The sequence below is a fragment of the Kitasatospora sp. NPDC029312 genome (genome assembly GCF_055569215.1).
Genome location: NZ_JBVHXY010000017.1, coordinates 79,159 through 93,265, shown reverse-complemented (window position 1 = coordinate 93,265; position 14,107 = coordinate 79,159). Strand labels below are relative to the sequence as shown.

The following is a 14,107-nucleotide window of genomic DNA, read 5'->3' as shown; positions in this document are numbered from 1 at the left end:
TCCTGATCACTCCGGCCGGCGGACGGCCCCGTCCCGCCGGAAGCAGGGGTAGCCCGGCAGCGGGTCCACCCACCACCCGTCGGCGATCTGCCGCAGCAGCAGCCGCATCGTCTCCGCGAACACCGGGAACCCGTCCATCACCGCGGCCGTCTCCCAGCGGTGCCTGAGCACCTGCCGCCTGGTCGGCACCGGGCGCCGGCTGCGGTGCATCGGACCGTCCTCGGCCGTGCGGGGCAGCAGTCGCACGGTCGCGTTGACCGTCCACACGGCGACGGTCCCCCGCATTCCGGCCTCCCACACGGCGTCCTCGGCGAGCGCCGGGTAGATCGGTACGACCTCGGCCCGGTACGCCGCCTCGATTTGGCGGGCGAGGCCGTCGGGGAGGGCGAACACGCACCAGCAGCTGGAGAACGGCATCCGGCAGTACGCCGCGGTCATGAACACCGACTGGAAGCAGGCCGTCTCGAAGTCCAGCAGCCGCAGGCCCTCGGGAGTGATCAGGTTGTTGTCCGGGCAGGTGTCCCCCGGGGTGAACGCCGGATACTCCTCACCACCCGCGGTTCCGATCCGCGCGAGTTCCTCACCCAGCCCGACCGGAGCGGCGAGGCCGGCCGCTTCGAGTACCCGGGGGAACTCGGCGGCGCTGCGCGCGATCCACGGGTCCTCCGCCCAGGTCGGCAGTCCCTTGTCGTACCGCGCCCACAGCCGGGTGAGTTCCTCGTGCCGGTCCACCGACCGGGCCGCCAGTGCGCCGAGCCCGCGGGCCCAGGCCAGCAGCCCCTCCTCGGCGGCCTTCGGGTCGTTCCCCAGCAGGATGTCCGCGAGGGTGGGCGCGTCCCCGAGGTCCGCCAGGACCAGCAGCGGTACGTCGGGGTCCACCCCGAGGAGCGAGGGACCGGCCACGCCGAGCGTGAGCCCGGCCGCCTCCGCGGTGAAGCCTCGCAGGGCGTCCGGCCCGCCCGTGTAGGCCTTGACGATGACGCTCCGCCCCTCGGCCGTACGGCAGCGCAGCACCGTGGTGCGCGAGCTGCCGCCCAGGTCGGCGGGTTCGGACAGCCGGGTGCCGAGGAGCTCGCCGGCGGCGCGCAGGATGTCGTTCATCCGGGCATCCTCCAGCTCCCGCCGCCCGGCCTCCACAGGATTTCCGTCGGGCGGGCCGCAGTCGGTGAGCCGCGGGGAGGCGTGGAGGCACCGGTGAGCCGCTCCGGTTCGGCCCGCGGCCTTCTCCGTCCAGTAGGGTGCGCCGACATCGGAACCCACCGGAGGGCACGGAACCATGAGCACGTCGGCGCCGACGAGCGGGCCGCCGGAGCTGCGGCGGCACCTGGGCGTGTTCGACGCGGTGGTGATAGGGCTCGGGTCGATGATCGGCGCGGGCGTCTTCGCCGCGCTCGCGCCCGCCGCCGGGGCCGCCGGCTCGGGACTGCTCGTCGGCCTGGCGCTGGCCGGTGTGGTGGCGTACTGCAACGCGACGTCCTCCGCCCGGCTGGCTGCCCGCTACCCGCAGTCCGGCGGCACCTACGTCTACGGCCGCGAGCGGCTCGGTGAGTTCTGGGGGTACCTCGCCGGGTGGGGCTTCGTGGTCGGCAAGACCGCCTCCTGCGCCGCGATGGCGCTCACCGTCGGCTCGTACGTGTGGCCCGGGCAGGCGCACGCCGTCGCGGTCGCGGCCGTCGTCGCGCTGACCGGGGTCAACTACGTCGGCGTACGGAAGGCCGCCTGGCTGACGCGGGCGATCGTCGCCGTCGTGCTGGCCGTGCTCGCCGCAGTCGTCGTCGGCTGCCTGACCGGGGGCGACGCCGACACCGGCCGCTGGGCGGTCGGCGCGGACACGGGCTTCCACGGGGTGCTCCAGGCCGCGGGGCTGCTGTTCTTCGCCTTCGCCGGGTACGCCCGGATCGCCACCCTCGGCGAGGAGGTCCGCGATCCAGAGCGCACGATCCCACGGGCGATCCCGCTGGCGCTCGGCATCACGCTGGTCGTCTACGCCGCCGTCGCACTGGCCGTGCTGGCGGTGCTCGGCCCCGGGCGGCTGGCCCACGCCGGGGCGCCGCTGGCCGACGCCGTCCGGGCCGCCGGGTCACCGGGCCTCGCCCCCGTCGTCCGGGCCGGTGCGGCCGTGGCCGCGCTCGGCTCGCTGCTTGCGCTGATCCTCGGCGTCTCCCGCACCACCCTGGCGCTGGCGCGCGACCGGCACCTGCCGCACCGCCTCGCCGCCGTGCACCCCCGCTTCGGCGTGCCGCACCGGGCCGAGCTGGCCGTCGGCGCGGTGGTCGCCGTGGTCGCGGCCGTCGGCGACGTCCGGGGCGCGATCGGCTTCTCCTCGTTCGGGGTGCTCGCCTACTACGCCGTCGCCAACGTCTCCGCCTGGACGCTCACTTCCGGGGAGGGGCGTCCGCCGAGGGGCGTGCCCGTCCTCGGCGCGGCGGGCTGCGTCGTGCTGGCCTTCGCCCTGCCCGGGGCCTCGGTGCTGGGGGGAGCGGTGGTGCTCGCGCTCGGTGCCGCCGCCTACTGGGTGCGCCGGGTCGCCGCCCGCCGGGCCGGCTGAGCCCGGCGGTGCGGCTGAGACGGCTGCGGGGCCGGCGCGGCCGACCGCAGGCGGCTTGCGGGGGCTGCTTCCACGCCTCCGGTCGACGGCCTGCCCGGAAATTCACCGTTCGCCCGTAATGAACGGTTGTGTTCCCTATCTGCCCGGATTACTGTCGTGGGAGGTGAACGGATCCGTCCCCCTCCCATCGTTCGCTCCCGAGCCATTGGGGAACCTGCCATGGCCACCTCGCGTGCCCTGGCCACGGCTCCGCCCGCGACCGCACGTCGGGGCCAGCACCCAGGGATAGCACTCACCGTCATCGCGGCCACCCAGCTCATGGTCGTCCTCGACATCACGATCGTGAACATCGCGCTGCCGCACATCCAGCAGGCGCTGAAGTTCAACACCACCGACCTGTCGTGGGTCATCAACGCGTACACCCTCACCTTCGGCGGGCTGCTGCTGCTCGGCGGCCGGACGGGCGACATCCTCGGCCGACGGCGGGTGTTCATCGTCGGGGTGCTGGTCTTCAGCCTCGCCTCACTGCTCGGCGGGGTCGCGCAGTCCTCCGCCTGGCTGCTGGCCGCCCGGGCTCTGCAAGGCCTCGGTGGCGCGATCGCCTCGCCGACGGCGCTCGCGCTGATCGCCACCAACTTCAAGGAGGGCCCGGAGCGCAACCGGGCCTTCGGCGTGTTCTCCGCCGTCGCCGGAGCGGGCGGGGCGATCGGGCTGCTGCTCGGCGGCATGCTCACCTCCTGGCTGTCCTGGCGCTGGGTGTTCTTCGTCAACGTGCCGATCGGCATCGCGATCGCCCTGCTGGCGCCGCTCTACATCAACGAGTCCGATCGCCACCCCGGGCACTTCGACCTGACCGGCGCGTTCACCTCCACCGCGGGCATGGTCTCGCTGGTGTACGGCTTCATCCGCGCCTCCGACCACGGCTGGACGGACGCCGTCACGCTGACCGCGTTCAGCCTCGCGCTGGTGCTGCTGGCCGCCTTCGTGCTGAACGAGCGGCACGCCAGGCAACCGATCACACCCCTCCACCTGCTGCGCGAGCGCAACCGCTCGGGCGCGTACGGGTTGATGCTCTGCGTGGCCGCGGCGATGTTCAGCATCTTCTTCTTCATCACCCTGTTCGTGCAGGAGATCCTCGGGTTCAGCCCCCTACGGGCCGGCTTCGCGTTCCTGCCGATCAGCGTGGCCATCATCGCCGCCGCCCAGTTCGCCGCCCGCAACCAGGTGCGGTGGGGCCCGAAGCCGTTCCTGGTCACCGGGTCGGTCCTGGTGCTGGCCGGGGTCGCCTGGGCGGCCCGGATCGACATCACCAGCACGTACGTCGGCGGCATCCTCGGGCCGACCCTGCTGTTCGGCTTCGGGATGGGCTCGATCTTCGTTCCGGTGATGCTCACCGCCGTCTCCCGGGTCGCCCCGCACGAGACCGGCGCGGCCACCGGCATGCTCAACACCACCCAGCAGGTCGGCGGGTCGCTGGGCCTGTCGATCCTCGTCACGGTGTACGGCACGGCGAGCCGCAACGAAGCCCGGCAGCAGGTGGGGAAGTTCCTCCAGCAGGCCACCCCGCAGCAGGCCGCCCAGTTCAAGGCGACCGGCAAGCTGCCGGCGCCGTACTCCTCGGAGGTGCTGGTGCACGGCATCTCCAGCGCCTTCCAGCTGGGCCTGGTGTTCGCGGCGCTCGCGGCGGTCATCGCGGTGTTCGTCATCAAGGCACCACGGCTGCCGACAACGCCGCCCGTCGGCCCTTCGGGGGGCGGTACTTGACAGGGCGTCGGGTGTCCAGCAGAGTCCTTTTCCGCAAATGGTTTTCATCTTCGGTAACCACCCCCAGCGCGCCCGCGCGCTCCGCGAAAGAGGACATCCATGTCGCTCGACGTCTCCCCCGCCCTCCTCGACCAGGCCCGCAACGGCCGCGTGGACCAGGCCGACTTCCTCGACACCGTCCGCAACTCGCTCCCGTACGCCTACCAGGTCGTCGCCGGACTGAGCACCGAACTGGCCGCTACGGATGCCGAGTTCACCACCGACAACACCACCCCCAGCGACGAGCAGCGGGCCCAGCTGCTGCGCGCGCTGGCCAGCAACGCCATCCGGGGCAGCCTGGAGGAGCACTTCGGCGTCAAGCTCGCCTTCGTCAACTGCCACCGGGTCGGTGCCTTCCGGCCCGGAGCCGAGGACAGCGAGGCGTTCCGGGAGTTCACCTCGCTGCACAACCAGATCCGCAACCAGAGCCCGGAGCTGCGCAGTTGCTGAGCCCCGGACGTTGACGGCGGGCCCCCGCTGAACCCGGCGGGGGCCCGCCGCGCGCGCCGGCCGGCGGCCCGGCGTCAGGCGGCCGGGTGTCCGGCGGCCCGGTGTTGCGCGGCGTTGCCGCCCGGTGCGGTCGGGTGTCCGGAGCGCGCGCCGATCTTGTGGCACCCGGCGCCGTCTGCGTACGTTCGAGGGGCATCACTCGACCGGCCCCTTCCTGGCCGCCCGATCCCCCGCGGAGCCGCCACCATGCCGCCCTCCTCCCGACCGCTGCGGAAACTCGGCTTCCTGACCATCGGGCTCTTCGACGAGGCGGACCCGCGCCCCGGCCACGAATCCACCCTGGAACTGATCGTCCTCGGCGAGCAACTCGGCTTCGACAGCGCCTGGCTGCGCCACCGCCACCTCCAGTACGGGATCTCCTCCCCCGTCGCCGTCCTCGCCGCCGCCACCCAGCGCACCCGCCGCATCCAGCTCGGCACCGCCGTCACCCCGCTCGGCTGGGAGAACCCGCTCCGGCTCGCCGAGGACCTCGCCACCGTCGACGTGCTCTCCGGCGGCCGGCTCAACCCCGGCTTCAGCGTCGGCCCGCCCGTCCACTACGAGCGGCTGCGCGGCGCGCTCTACCCCGACACCGGCGCCGACGAGGACTTCAGCCACCGCCGGGCCGAACGGCTGCTCGCGCTGGTCCGCGGCGCGGACGCCTCGGACTTCGAGGGGACCGAGGGCATCGAGGTGTACTCGCGCCGGGTCCAGCCGCACTCCCCCGGCCTGGCCGACCGGCTCTGGTACGGCGCGGCCGGCCTCCGCTCGGCGCGGTGGGCGGGCGAGCACGGACTCAACCTGCTCACCAGCAGCGTGGTCAAGCCCGAATGGACCGATGTCGCCCCGGACTTCGCCGCGATCCAGGCCGAGCAGATCCGCGCCTTCCGCTCCCTGCACCCCGACGGCGAGCGGGCCCGGGTCTCCCAGGGGCTGGTGGTCATCCCCACCGACGGCGCCACCCCCGAACAGCGCGCCAAGTACGAGGCCTACGCCCTCGCCCGCACGCCGCGCACCCTCACCCCGCAGGGGCCGAACCGGCTGCTCTTCGCGCCCGACCTGGTCGGCCCGTCCGACGAGCTCGCCGAGCGGCTGCACGCCCACGCCGGGTACCGCGAAGTGGACGAAGTCGCGTTCGCTCTGCCGTTCACCTTCGAGCACGAGGACTACGTGCAGATCCTCACCGACCTCGCCACCCGGCTCGGACCCGCCCTCGGCTGGACACCCGGGCAGGCCTGAGCGGCCGAGCCGCCGGTACGGCACCGCGGATCGCCCGCCTCGGGCGCCGGCTGGGGAGGCTGAGCGCTGACGGACGCAGCCATGGGAACCAGCCTTGACCTCAATCCCACTTGAGGTCCTAGCCTCGCGATCATGACGACCAAGAGCACTGCTCAGAACGACACCACCACGCGCGACCAGCGGCCCATCGCCCTGGTCGCCTGGCGCGCCACCGAGGCGATCCTGCGGCACTCGCAGGCCGCCCTGGCACACATCGACACCACCCAGCCCCAGTGGTGGGCGCTCAACAACATCGTCCGCGCCGAGCACGGCCTCACCAGGGAGGAGATCCGTGCCGTGGCCGTGCCCTACGGCATGGACGCCGAGGCGATCGTCCACGCCGCCGACGCCCTCGTCCACCGGGGCTGGCTCGCCATCGGCGCGGACGGCCGGCTGACCCTCACGGAACAGGGCCGTGAGGGACTGGCGACGGCGAAGGAACACATGGACCGGGTGCGCGCGGACATCCTCGGTGACATCACCGAAGAGGAGTACGCGACCGCGGTCTCCGTGCTCCAGCGCGTCACCGACCACCTCCTCGCCCAGGGGCCGCGCTCGCGGGAGTCGGTCCTGTCGGAGGACGGCGAGCGGCCGTAAGTCGGGCCTCTGCCGGTTGGGAATGCGGTCCGCCGGACCGGGGTCAGCTGCCCAGCTGCCCGACACACCCGGGCAGTAGCGGGCCATCGCCGCCAACGTCCGGCAGTCTTCCGCCGACTAGCCAGTGACGCTGGTGTCGCCGGTGGCCGAGACCGACGCGTCGAGGTCCATGCCGAGGTTCGTCAGTCGCCAGTCGCCCTTGACCTGGCCGAGGGTGAAGGTGAGGGCGGGCTGCACCTGGCCGGAGCCCTGCTTGGTGCTCAGGATCGCCTGTCGCAGGGTGTGCCCGTCCACGGTCACGTCCGCATCGGTGATCACGCTCTGGCCTGCCGCCCCGGGGGCCTGGTGGGTGACCTTGAAGTCCGGGGTGTGGACGGCCTGGACGAAGTTCTCGTGCAGGGACTTCACCACCCGGGTGAACGCCGCCTTCGGGTCCTGCTGCGGGGAGGCGCCGGCGTTCGGTGGCAGTTGGGTGAGCGCCCACGCCTGATCGACGTCCCCGCGGTAGACATCGCCGAGCCAGGCCTCCAGCACCCCGGCGGGCCCGGCCGCGGCCGCCGGGGCGGCGCCGGCCGGTGTGGCCGTCTGCGGTGGCGCCTGCGTCGGGGCGACGGCGGGCGTGCTGGGGCCCGCGGCGGAGGTGGACACCGCGACGGACGGGCCTGCGGCCGTCGTCCCGGTGCCACCCGCCGAGCAGCCCACCGCGGCAAGTGCGAGGAACGGTACGGCTATTGCTCTGCGCAGGGGAACGCTCACGGCGGTCTCGGCTTTCGTGTCGTGGATCGGGAATCGGCAGGTGCGAGGCCAGGCTAGAGCCTGGGCCGGCCGCAGCGGCCACACCCCCTCCACGGCCGGCGGCCTGCTGGTGCGGCACACCGGACCGAGACGCCCGCTGACATGGTGCCGAGGTCTTCGTGGGTCTTCGCGGGCGGGGCTCTGGCCAGATGACTAAGCGCTTGCTTACACTCGGTCCTGCCCCTGCTCGGCCCCAGTACGCCTCTTGGAGATGCCATGACCGAAGTGAACCGCCAGATCCGCCTTGCCCGCCGGCCGGTCGGGGAGGTCCGGGCGGAGGACTGGGCGCATGGGGAGGAGGCCGTGGGCGTGCCGGGCGAGGGCGAGTTCCTGGGGCGGACCCGGTACATCTCGCTCGACCCGGCCATGCGCGGGTGGCTGGACGACCGGCCCTCGTACCTGCCGCCGGTGGGCCTCGGCGAGGTGATGCGGGCCGGCTCGGTGGTCGAGGTCGTCGCGTCCAACCACCCGAAGTTCCAGGTCGGCGACCACGTGGTCGGCACCTTCGGGGTCCAGGAGTACGCGGTGTCCGACGGCAAGGGGGCGCTCAAGGTGGATCCCGCGCTCGCGCCGCTGTCCACATACCTCGGGGCGCTCGGGATGCCCGGGCTGACGGCCTACTTCGGGCTGCTGGACGTCGGCGCGCTGAAGGAGGGCGAGACGGTGGTGGTCTCCGGCGCCGCCGGGGCCGTCGGCACCCTGGTCGGCCAGATCGCCAAGGTCAAGGGCTGCCGGGTGGTCGGGATCGCGGGCGGCCCGGAGAAGTGCGCGCTGCTCACCGATGAGCTCGGCTTCGACGCGGCGATCGACTACCGCGCCGAGGACGTCCGCAAGGCACTGCGCACCCACGCCCCGGACGGCATCGACGTCTACTTCGACAACGTCGGCGGCCCGATCCTGGACGCCGCCCTGACCCGGCTGGCGATGCACGCCCGGGTGGTGATCTGCGGCGCCATCAGCCAGTACAACAACGAGAGCGCCGTGCAGGGCCCGTCCAACTACCTGTCGCTGCTGGTCCGCCGGGCCCGGATGGAGGGCTTCGTGGTCTTCGACTACGCCCGCCGGTACGGGCAGGCGGCCGCCGAGCTGGCGGGCTGGATCGGCGACGGCCGGATCAAGGTCAAGGAGCACGTGGTCGAGGGCACCGTGGACGACTTCCCGGAGACCCTCGGGATGCTGTTCCGCAGCGAGAACACCGGCAAGCTGGTGCTCCGCCTGGCGTGACGGAACGCCGCACGATGACCGGCCAGGGCTGCGGGGCCGAGGCCCCGCGCCCGGGCTCGTAGCCGGTCCGGTTCCGGTCGGTGACCGGGGCCGGGTCGGCGCGCCGGGGCGCGGGGGTCAGGGGGAGGTCAGGGGCAGATCAGCGGCGCTGGAGGGACTTGGCGTTGTCGCCGAAGGTCCAGCCCTTCGAGCCGTCCCAGTTGACCGACCACGTCATAAGCCCCTTCAGGGAGCCGCCGAAGGCGTTCCATGCCTGGCTGACCAGGCTCGGGTCCAGGTAGCCGCCGCCCGCTCCGGGTTGGGCCGGCAGGCCGGGCACCTGTTTGTCGTAGGGGACCCGGATGGTGGTGCCCTGGATGGTCAGGCCGTTGTTCAGGCAGGTGGTCTGCACGGTGAAGCCCTGGAGGGTGCCGGCCTGGTAGGAGTCGCCGGAGCAGCCGTACATGCTGCCGTTGTAGTACTGCATGTTCAGCCACCACAGCTGCCCGTTGTCGGCGTACTTCTTGACGATCGGCAGGTAGGCGCCCCAGATCGAGCCGTAGGTGATGCTTCCGCCGGTGACGTACGCGGTCTCCGGGGCCATGGTCAGGCCGAAGCCCCCGGGCATCCGGGCCAGTACGCCGTCGATGATGCGCACCAGGTTGGCCTGGGAGGCGGACAGCGTGTTGATGTCGCCGCTGCCGGACAGGCCGGTCTCGATGTCGATGTCGATTCCGTCGAAGTTGTACTTCTTGAGGATCGGGACGACGGTCGCCACGAACCGGTCGGCGACGGCGCTGGAGCTCAGGTCGATGCCCGCCGTGGCTCCGCCGATGGACATCAGGATCGTCGCTCCGGCCGCCTTGGCCTGGCACATCTCGGCGGGGGTCGGAACCTTGACGTTGGTGTCCATGCCGTCCTGCCACAGGACGGTGCCGTCCGAGAGGATCACCGGGAAGGCGGCGTTGAGGACGTTGTAGCCGTGCGCGGCGATCCGGCTGTCCGTGATGGGGACCCAGCCCATGCCGGGGTGGACACCGTTCAGCGCGCCGTCCCAGTTCTCCCAGTAGCCCTGCAGGACCTTGCCGGACGGCTTGGGCTTCGTGGGGCAGGTGTCACCCGGCGGTGGCGTGGTGGGCGGGGCGCTGGTCGGCGGTGGCGTGGTCGGCGGTGGCGTGGTCGGCGGCGGTGTAGTCGGCGGTGGCGTGGTCGGCGGCGGCGTGGTGGGCGGGGTGGCGGTCGGCGTGGGGCTGCCGCCGCTCGGGCCCGTGAGCGACACGTCGTCCGCGTAGTAGGCGGGCTGCCCGTACCAGCCGTGCAGGTAGACGGTCACCGAGGTGGTGGTCGGCCCGGTGGTGAAGCCGACGCTGAGCCGGCCGTAGGAAGGGTTGGCGGGTGTCCAGGTGGACTGGGCGCCGGTGATGCCGGTGCCGGTGGCGCCCAGGTAGACGTAGCTGCCCTGGACATAGGCGCTCAGCGTGTACGGGGAGTTGGGCTGGACGCTGACGGTCTGGGTGCACTGGGCGTCGTCCTGACCGGCCGGTGTCGCGCGGAGTGCGGAGGCCCCGGAGTGGACGGGGCTGCCGACGACGGCGCCGGATCCGCCGGAGCAGGTCCAGTCGGAGAGCCCGCTCTCGAAGCCGGGATTGGCCACCAGGTTGGTGGTGGCGGCCCCGGCGGCGACGGCTCCGGCTGTGACGGTCCCGGCCACGGCGATTCCGGCACCGATGACGGCGGCGGCGCTCACCGCGGCAACGGAGCGCTTCAGGATGGTCGGTCCGGGCCGGGCGGTGCGGTTCACCTGCGATGCGCGTTCCACGCCTGACGGGCGTGGCGAGCGCGGCCTCCGACGGAACATGCTGTGCTCCCTTCCCGCCGGACGCCATGGACATGACGAGCGTGGGGGCGTGACGCCCGGCCCTGGGTGAGGTGGGGACATGTGGGGCTGTGCCGGACCGGATCGTAGGAGGGGCGACAGGACGCGTCAATAGGTCTGGACCAATTCGGGGCCCGACCCAAGGACGACCCGGCTTACGGCGGCCCGGTCGGCCGCGCGGCTCCCCCCCGCTCGACGTCCGGCAGCCCCGCCGGGCCGTCCCCGTTTCCGTCCGCTCCCGGCTGGGCACCCGCGAAGCGCGACGGCGGTACCCGGCGAGGGGCCCCGCCGTCGGAAGGGCTCCGGCCGCCGAGCTGCGCCGCGCCGCACCGCGAAAGGGGTGACAGCATGGCCGTCACAGACGACGAACGCCTGCTCGCGATCTATCTCAACGACCACCTGGCCGGCTCCTCGGCGGGCGCGGCGCTCGCACGCCGGATCGCCCGCGCCCACCCCACCGGCCCCTCCGCACCGGACCTGCGGCGCCTGGCCCGGGAGGTCGCCGAGGACCGCGACGAGCTCGTCGGCCTGATGCGGGCACTCGGGGTCCGCCCCCGGCGGCACCGGATGGTCCTCGGCGCCGCGGCCGAGAAGGCCGGCCGGCTGAAACCCAACGGACGGCTGGTCCGCCGCTCGCCGCTCAGCGACCTCCTGGAGGTGGAGGCCATGCGCACCGGCATCCAGGGCAAACTCGCGCTCTGGCGGACGCTGCGAGCCGCGGTGCGTGACGACCAGCTCGACGCGCGGCTGCGCGTCCTGCAGGCCCGGGCCGAACGCCAGGCGGACATCCTCGACGCCCGCCAGGCCGAGGCCGCCCGGGTACTGCGGCCGGCCCTCACCGCCGACGGCACCGGCGCGACCGACGGCATGGGCGCGTCGGCGCACCCACGCCGTTCCTGATCGGCGGTGCGCCGCACCGCGATTCGCGGCGCACCGCAAGTGGCACTGTCGGGAAACGACTCAGGGAGATCAGATGGCTCTGTTCCTGTTCATCGTGCTCGTCGCCGTCGTGTTCGGCTTCGTCGGCGCCCTGGTGAAGGGCCTGTTGTGGCTGCTGGTCATCGGGATCGTCCTGTTCCTCGCCGCCCTGCTCTTCGGCGGTATGCGGATCGGCCGCCGGAAGACCGGGCGGAGGTAGCGGGCCCCGGCCCGGGACAGCATGGCAGGCGACCGCCCGTGTCATCCGCCGAGTCGGGGGTAGCCGGACTCCATCCGAACGCAGAGGAGTTGGGGAAGATGGGTATCGGCGGCTGCATACTCCTGTTCGCCTTCGGCGCGGTGCTGGCCTTCGGGGTCGACTGGCACCTCTCCGGGATGAACGTGCACGTGGTCGGCTGGATCATGATGGCCGCGGGACTGCTCGGCCTGATCACCTACGCCAGCATCTACCGGCGCCGACGCTTCATGGGCCGGGCCGGGGCCGACGAGGTCGTCGAGGAACGGCGCTACTACGACCAGCCGTGAGGACGACCGGCCGTGACCCGGGGCGGCGGCCCGGACTGGCTGCGGCAGCCCCGGTTTCCGGACGGCCGGGGCCGGTCCGCTCGGCCGGTGGAGTCGACGCCTCATCGCCCCGACCGAGGCGCGGCAGGCCGGCCGGCACCGGCACGCGAGCGGCCTCCGCCTTCGCCACTTCCGCGCCAGCGGGGGTGGCGGCGGGCAGGAGGTCAGAGCCAGCCGCGCTCGTCGGCCACGCGCAGGGCCTCGGTGCGGTTGCGGGTGCCGGTCTTCGCGATGGCGGAGGAGAAGTAGTTGCGGACCGTGCCCTCGGAGAGGTAGAGCTTTCCGGCGATCTCGGTGACCCCGGCGCCGGAGCGGGAGGCGTTCAGCACGTCCCGTTCCCGGGCGGTGAGCGGGGAGGCCCCTGCGGCGAGGGTGGCGGCGGCGAGTTCCGGGTCCACCACCCGCTCCCCCGCCGCGACCCGGCGGATCGCGTCGGCGAGCACCTCGGCGGGGGCGTCCTTGACCACGAAGCCGAGCGCGCCCGCCTCCATGGCGCGCCGCAGGTAGCCGGCCCGGCCGAAGGTGGTGAGGATGACGACCCGGCAGTCGGGGGCCTGTTGGGCGAGGACGGCGGCCGCCGCCAGGCCGTCCAGTCCCGGCATCTCGATGTCGAGCAGGGCGACGTCCGGGCAGTGCTCGCGGGCCGCCTCGGCGACCTGGTCGCCGCGTCCCACGGCGGCCACCACCTCGAAGTCGTCCTCCAGGTCGAGCAGGGTGCGCAGCGCCGTCCGGACGAGTTCCTGGTCCTCGGCGAGCAGCAGGCGGATCGTCATGTCGTCCCTTCGGAGGCGGAGCCGGGGGCGGTGGCGGAGCGGGCGCCGGACTCGGACCCGGCGTGGGGCTCCGGGACGGTGACCCATAGCCGCCACCCGCGTGGGTCGAGCGGGCCGGCCTCGACCGTACCGCCCGCCGCGGCGACTCGTTCCCGCAGCCCGGTCAGGCCCTTGCCGTCCCCGACTCCGTTTCCCGCACCGACAGGCACACCGCCACCGCCACCGCCCGCACCGTCGTCGCGGATCTCCACCGAGGTGGCGGTCAAGGCCACCGAGCAGCGGGCCGCCCGGGCGTGCCGGACGACATTGGTGATGCCCTCGCGCACCACCCAGCCGAACAGCTCGCGGTGTTCCGGCCCGACCGCGTCCGCCGCCCGGGGCAGGTCGGCCACCACCCCGGCAGCGCGCAGCAGTTCGCGGGCGCGGGCGAGCTCGCCGGCCAGCGTCACTTCGCGGTAGCCGGTGACGGCGCCCCGCACGTCCGAGAGCGCCTGCCGGGACAGTGTCTCGACGGCGGCCATCTCCGCCGCCGCCTGGTCCACGTCCTTGACCGCCAGCCGTTGGGCGAGGCGGGACTTGACGGTGATGGCGGTGAGCGAGTGCCCGAGCAGGTCGTGCAGGTCCCGGGCGATCCGGTTGCGTTCGGCTTCCGAGGCGAGTCGGGCGACCTCGGCCCGGGCGTCGACCAGGGCCTGGTTGGTGGCGGCGATCTCGGCGAATGCGCCGCAGGTGAGCGCGGTGAACAGGAGGGCGAGGGCCTGGAATCCGCCGGGCCCGCTGTGCCAGGCCGGTACGGCCCAGGGCAGCAGCAGCGCGGCCAGCGTGCCGACGGTCACCGCCCAGGCGGCGTACCGGCGCCACAGTACGGCGATCTCGGAGACGATCACCGTGGCGAGGAAGAAGGCGTCGGCGTGGGCCAACGGCAGCGCGGCGAGGAACAGCACCGTCATCGCCACCAGCAGCGGTGCGATCCACCGCCGGCGGCCGCGCCCGAGGGCGAGCGCGGTGAGCAGGTAGCACAGGCAGAACGCGGCGACGACGGCGTAGCCGACGACCGTCGCCGCCCCGGACCCGTCGGACAGGGCCACCGCGGTGAGTGCCGGGAAGACGAGCATCCCGGCGGCCAGCCCGAACCGGCGGGGCCCGGCCGCCCCCCGGTGGGGGGGCCCCGGCGCGGTGCCGCGGTCGAGGTCGGTCCCCGGTGTCCCCCCCTCCGAGCGTGGCGAACAGCGTCCGCAGCGG

The 14,107-nt window shown here is 73.4% G+C and carries 14 protein-coding genes; 9 read left to right on the top strand and 5 right to left on the bottom strand.

Annotation, left to right across the window (positions count from 1 at the left end; genetic code table 11):
- Positions 1 to 6: 6 nt before the first annotated feature.
- Entirely contained in the window at positions 7 to 1,101 is a 1,095-nt protein-coding gene (locus tag ACZ4WV_RS16460; protein WP_465747133.1) for a hypothetical protein, read from the bottom strand.
- A gap of 175 nt (positions 1,102 to 1,276) precedes the next feature.
- On the opposite strand from ACZ4WV_RS16460, the gene ACZ4WV_RS16455 reads away from it, so the two are divergent.
- The 5 genes from ACZ4WV_RS16455 (at position 1,277) to ACZ4WV_RS16435 (ending at position 6,715) form a co-directional block, all read left to right on the top strand.
- Positions 1,277 to 2,548 carry an APC family permease gene (locus ACZ4WV_RS16455; protein ID WP_465747131.1) on the top strand — a complete coding sequence of 424 codons (1,272 nt, stop codon included), beginning with the start codon at positions 1,277 to 1,279 and terminating at the stop codon, positions 2,546 to 2,548.
- Between the two features lie 219 nt (positions 2,549 to 2,767).
- Positions 2,768 to 4,312, top strand: coding sequence for an MFS transporter (locus ACZ4WV_RS16450; protein ID WP_465747129.1), 1,545 nt, complete (start codon positions 2,768 to 2,770; stop codon positions 4,310 to 4,312).
- A 99-nt stretch (positions 4,313 to 4,411) separates the two neighbouring features.
- Positions 4,412 to 4,801 carry an SCO5389 family protein gene (locus tag ACZ4WV_RS16445; protein WP_465747127.1) on the top strand — a complete coding sequence of 130 codons (390 nt, stop codon included), beginning with the start codon at positions 4,412 to 4,414 and terminating at the stop codon, positions 4,799 to 4,801.
- A 246-nt stretch (positions 4,802 to 5,047) separates the two neighbouring features.
- Positions 5,048 to 6,079 (top strand): LLM class flavin-dependent oxidoreductase, encoded by a 1,032-nt coding sequence (locus tag ACZ4WV_RS16440; RefSeq protein WP_465747125.1) that lies wholly within the window; start codon positions 5,048 to 5,050, stop codon positions 6,077 to 6,079.
- 132 nt (positions 6,080 to 6,211) lie between these two features.
- Positions 6,212 to 6,715: a MarR family winged helix-turn-helix transcriptional regulator gene (locus tag ACZ4WV_RS16435; RefSeq protein ID WP_465747123.1), complete on the top strand. Its 504-nt coding sequence runs from the start codon at positions 6,212 to 6,214 to the stop codon at positions 6,713 to 6,715.
- Positions 6,716 to 6,832: 117 nt separating this feature from the next.
- On the opposite strand, the gene ACZ4WV_RS16430 is transcribed toward ACZ4WV_RS16435, so the two are convergent.
- Complete coding sequence (locus ACZ4WV_RS16430) at positions 6,833 to 7,471, bottom strand: hypothetical protein (protein WP_465747121.1); 639 nt, start codon at positions 7,469 to 7,471, stop codon at positions 6,833 to 6,835.
- A 255-nt stretch (positions 7,472 to 7,726) separates the two neighbouring features.
- Here ACZ4WV_RS16430 and ACZ4WV_RS16425 point away from each other — a divergent pair, with 255 nt between their 5' ends.
- Complete coding sequence (locus ACZ4WV_RS16425; protein ID WP_465747119.1) at positions 7,727 to 8,734, top strand: NADP-dependent oxidoreductase; 1,008 nt, start codon at positions 7,727 to 7,729, stop codon at positions 8,732 to 8,734.
- 139 nt (positions 8,735 to 8,873) lie between these two features.
- On the opposite strand, the gene ACZ4WV_RS16420 is transcribed toward ACZ4WV_RS16425, so the two are convergent.
- The gene (locus ACZ4WV_RS16420; protein WP_465747117.1) at positions 8,874 to 10,571 is read right to left on the bottom strand and encodes a carbohydrate binding domain-containing protein; all 1,698 of its coding nucleotides are present in this window, start codon (positions 10,569 to 10,571) and stop codon (positions 8,874 to 8,876) included.
- A gap of 366 nt (positions 10,572 to 10,937) precedes the next feature.
- Here ACZ4WV_RS16420 and ACZ4WV_RS16415 point away from each other — a divergent pair, with 366 nt between their 5' ends.
- The 3 genes from ACZ4WV_RS16415 (at position 10,938) to ACZ4WV_RS16405 (ending at position 12,053) form a co-directional block, all read left to right on the top strand.
- Complete coding sequence (locus ACZ4WV_RS16415; RefSeq protein ID WP_465747115.1) at positions 10,938 to 11,489, top strand: hypothetical protein; 552 nt, start codon at positions 10,938 to 10,940, stop codon at positions 11,487 to 11,489.
- A 73-nt stretch (positions 11,490 to 11,562) separates the two neighbouring features.
- Complete coding sequence (locus ACZ4WV_RS16410) at positions 11,563 to 11,727, top strand: hypothetical protein (RefSeq protein WP_465747113.1); 165 nt, start codon at positions 11,563 to 11,565, stop codon at positions 11,725 to 11,727.
- A gap of 98 nt (positions 11,728 to 11,825) precedes the next feature.
- Positions 11,826 to 12,053 (top strand): DUF6458 family protein, encoded by a 228-nt coding sequence (locus ACZ4WV_RS16405; protein WP_465747111.1) that lies wholly within the window; start codon positions 11,826 to 11,828, stop codon positions 12,051 to 12,053.
- 203 nt (positions 12,054 to 12,256) lie between these two features.
- Here ACZ4WV_RS16405 and ACZ4WV_RS16400 read toward each other — a convergent pair whose 3' ends face one another.
- Both ACZ4WV_RS16400 and ACZ4WV_RS16395 read right to left on the bottom strand, forming a co-directional pair.
- Entirely contained in the window at positions 12,257 to 12,865 is a 609-nt protein-coding gene (locus ACZ4WV_RS16400) for a response regulator transcription factor (RefSeq protein ID WP_465747109.1), read from the bottom strand.
- Entirely contained in the window at positions 12,862 to 13,980 is a 1,119-nt protein-coding gene (locus ACZ4WV_RS16395; RefSeq protein WP_465747107.1) for a sensor histidine kinase, read from the bottom strand. Before ACZ4WV_RS16395 ends, ACZ4WV_RS16400 begins: the two co-directional genes overlap by 4 nt.
- Positions 13,981 to 14,107 lie beyond the last annotated feature (127 nt).

Coding starts and splice junctions, on each gene's coding strand:
- ACZ4WV_RS16415 (WP_465747115.1), top strand. CDS start 10,938: ATGGCCGTCACAGACGACGAACGCCTGCTCGCGATCTATCTCAACGAC.
- ACZ4WV_RS16455 (WP_465747131.1), top strand. CDS start 1,277: ATGAGCACGTCGGCGCCGACGAGCGGGCCGCCGGAGCTGCGGCGGCAC.
- ACZ4WV_RS16440 (WP_465747125.1), top strand. CDS start 5,048: ATGCCGCCCTCCTCCCGACCGCTGCGGAAACTCGGCTTCCTGACCATC.
- ACZ4WV_RS16435 (WP_465747123.1), top strand. CDS start 6,212: ATGACGACCAAGAGCACTGCTCAGAACGACACCACCACGCGCGACCAG.
- ACZ4WV_RS16400 (WP_465747109.1), bottom strand. CDS start 12,865: ATGACGATCCGCCTGCTGCTCGCCGAGGACCAGGAACTCGTCCGGACG.
- ACZ4WV_RS16460 (WP_465747133.1), bottom strand. CDS start 1,101: ATGAACGACATCCTGCGCGCCGCCGGCGAGCTCCTCGGCACCCGGCTG.
- ACZ4WV_RS16425 (WP_465747119.1), top strand. CDS start 7,727: ATGACCGAAGTGAACCGCCAGATCCGCCTTGCCCGCCGGCCGGTCGGG.
- ACZ4WV_RS16405 (WP_465747111.1), top strand. CDS start 11,826: ATGGGTATCGGCGGCTGCATACTCCTGTTCGCCTTCGGCGCGGTGCTG.
- ACZ4WV_RS16445 (WP_465747127.1), top strand. CDS start 4,412: ATGTCGCTCGACGTCTCCCCCGCCCTCCTCGACCAGGCCCGCAACGGC.
- ACZ4WV_RS16450 (WP_465747129.1), top strand. CDS start 2,768: ATGGCCACCTCGCGTGCCCTGGCCACGGCTCCGCCCGCGACCGCACGT.
- ACZ4WV_RS16395 (WP_465747107.1), bottom strand. CDS start 13,980: ATGCTCGTCTTCCCGGCACTCACCGCGGTGGCCCTGTCCGACGGGTCC.
- ACZ4WV_RS16420 (WP_465747117.1), bottom strand. CDS start 10,571: ATGTTCCGTCGGAGGCCGCGCTCGCCACGCCCGTCAGGCGTGGAACGC.
- ACZ4WV_RS16410 (WP_465747113.1), top strand. CDS start 11,563: ATGGCTCTGTTCCTGTTCATCGTGCTCGTCGCCGTCGTGTTCGGCTTC.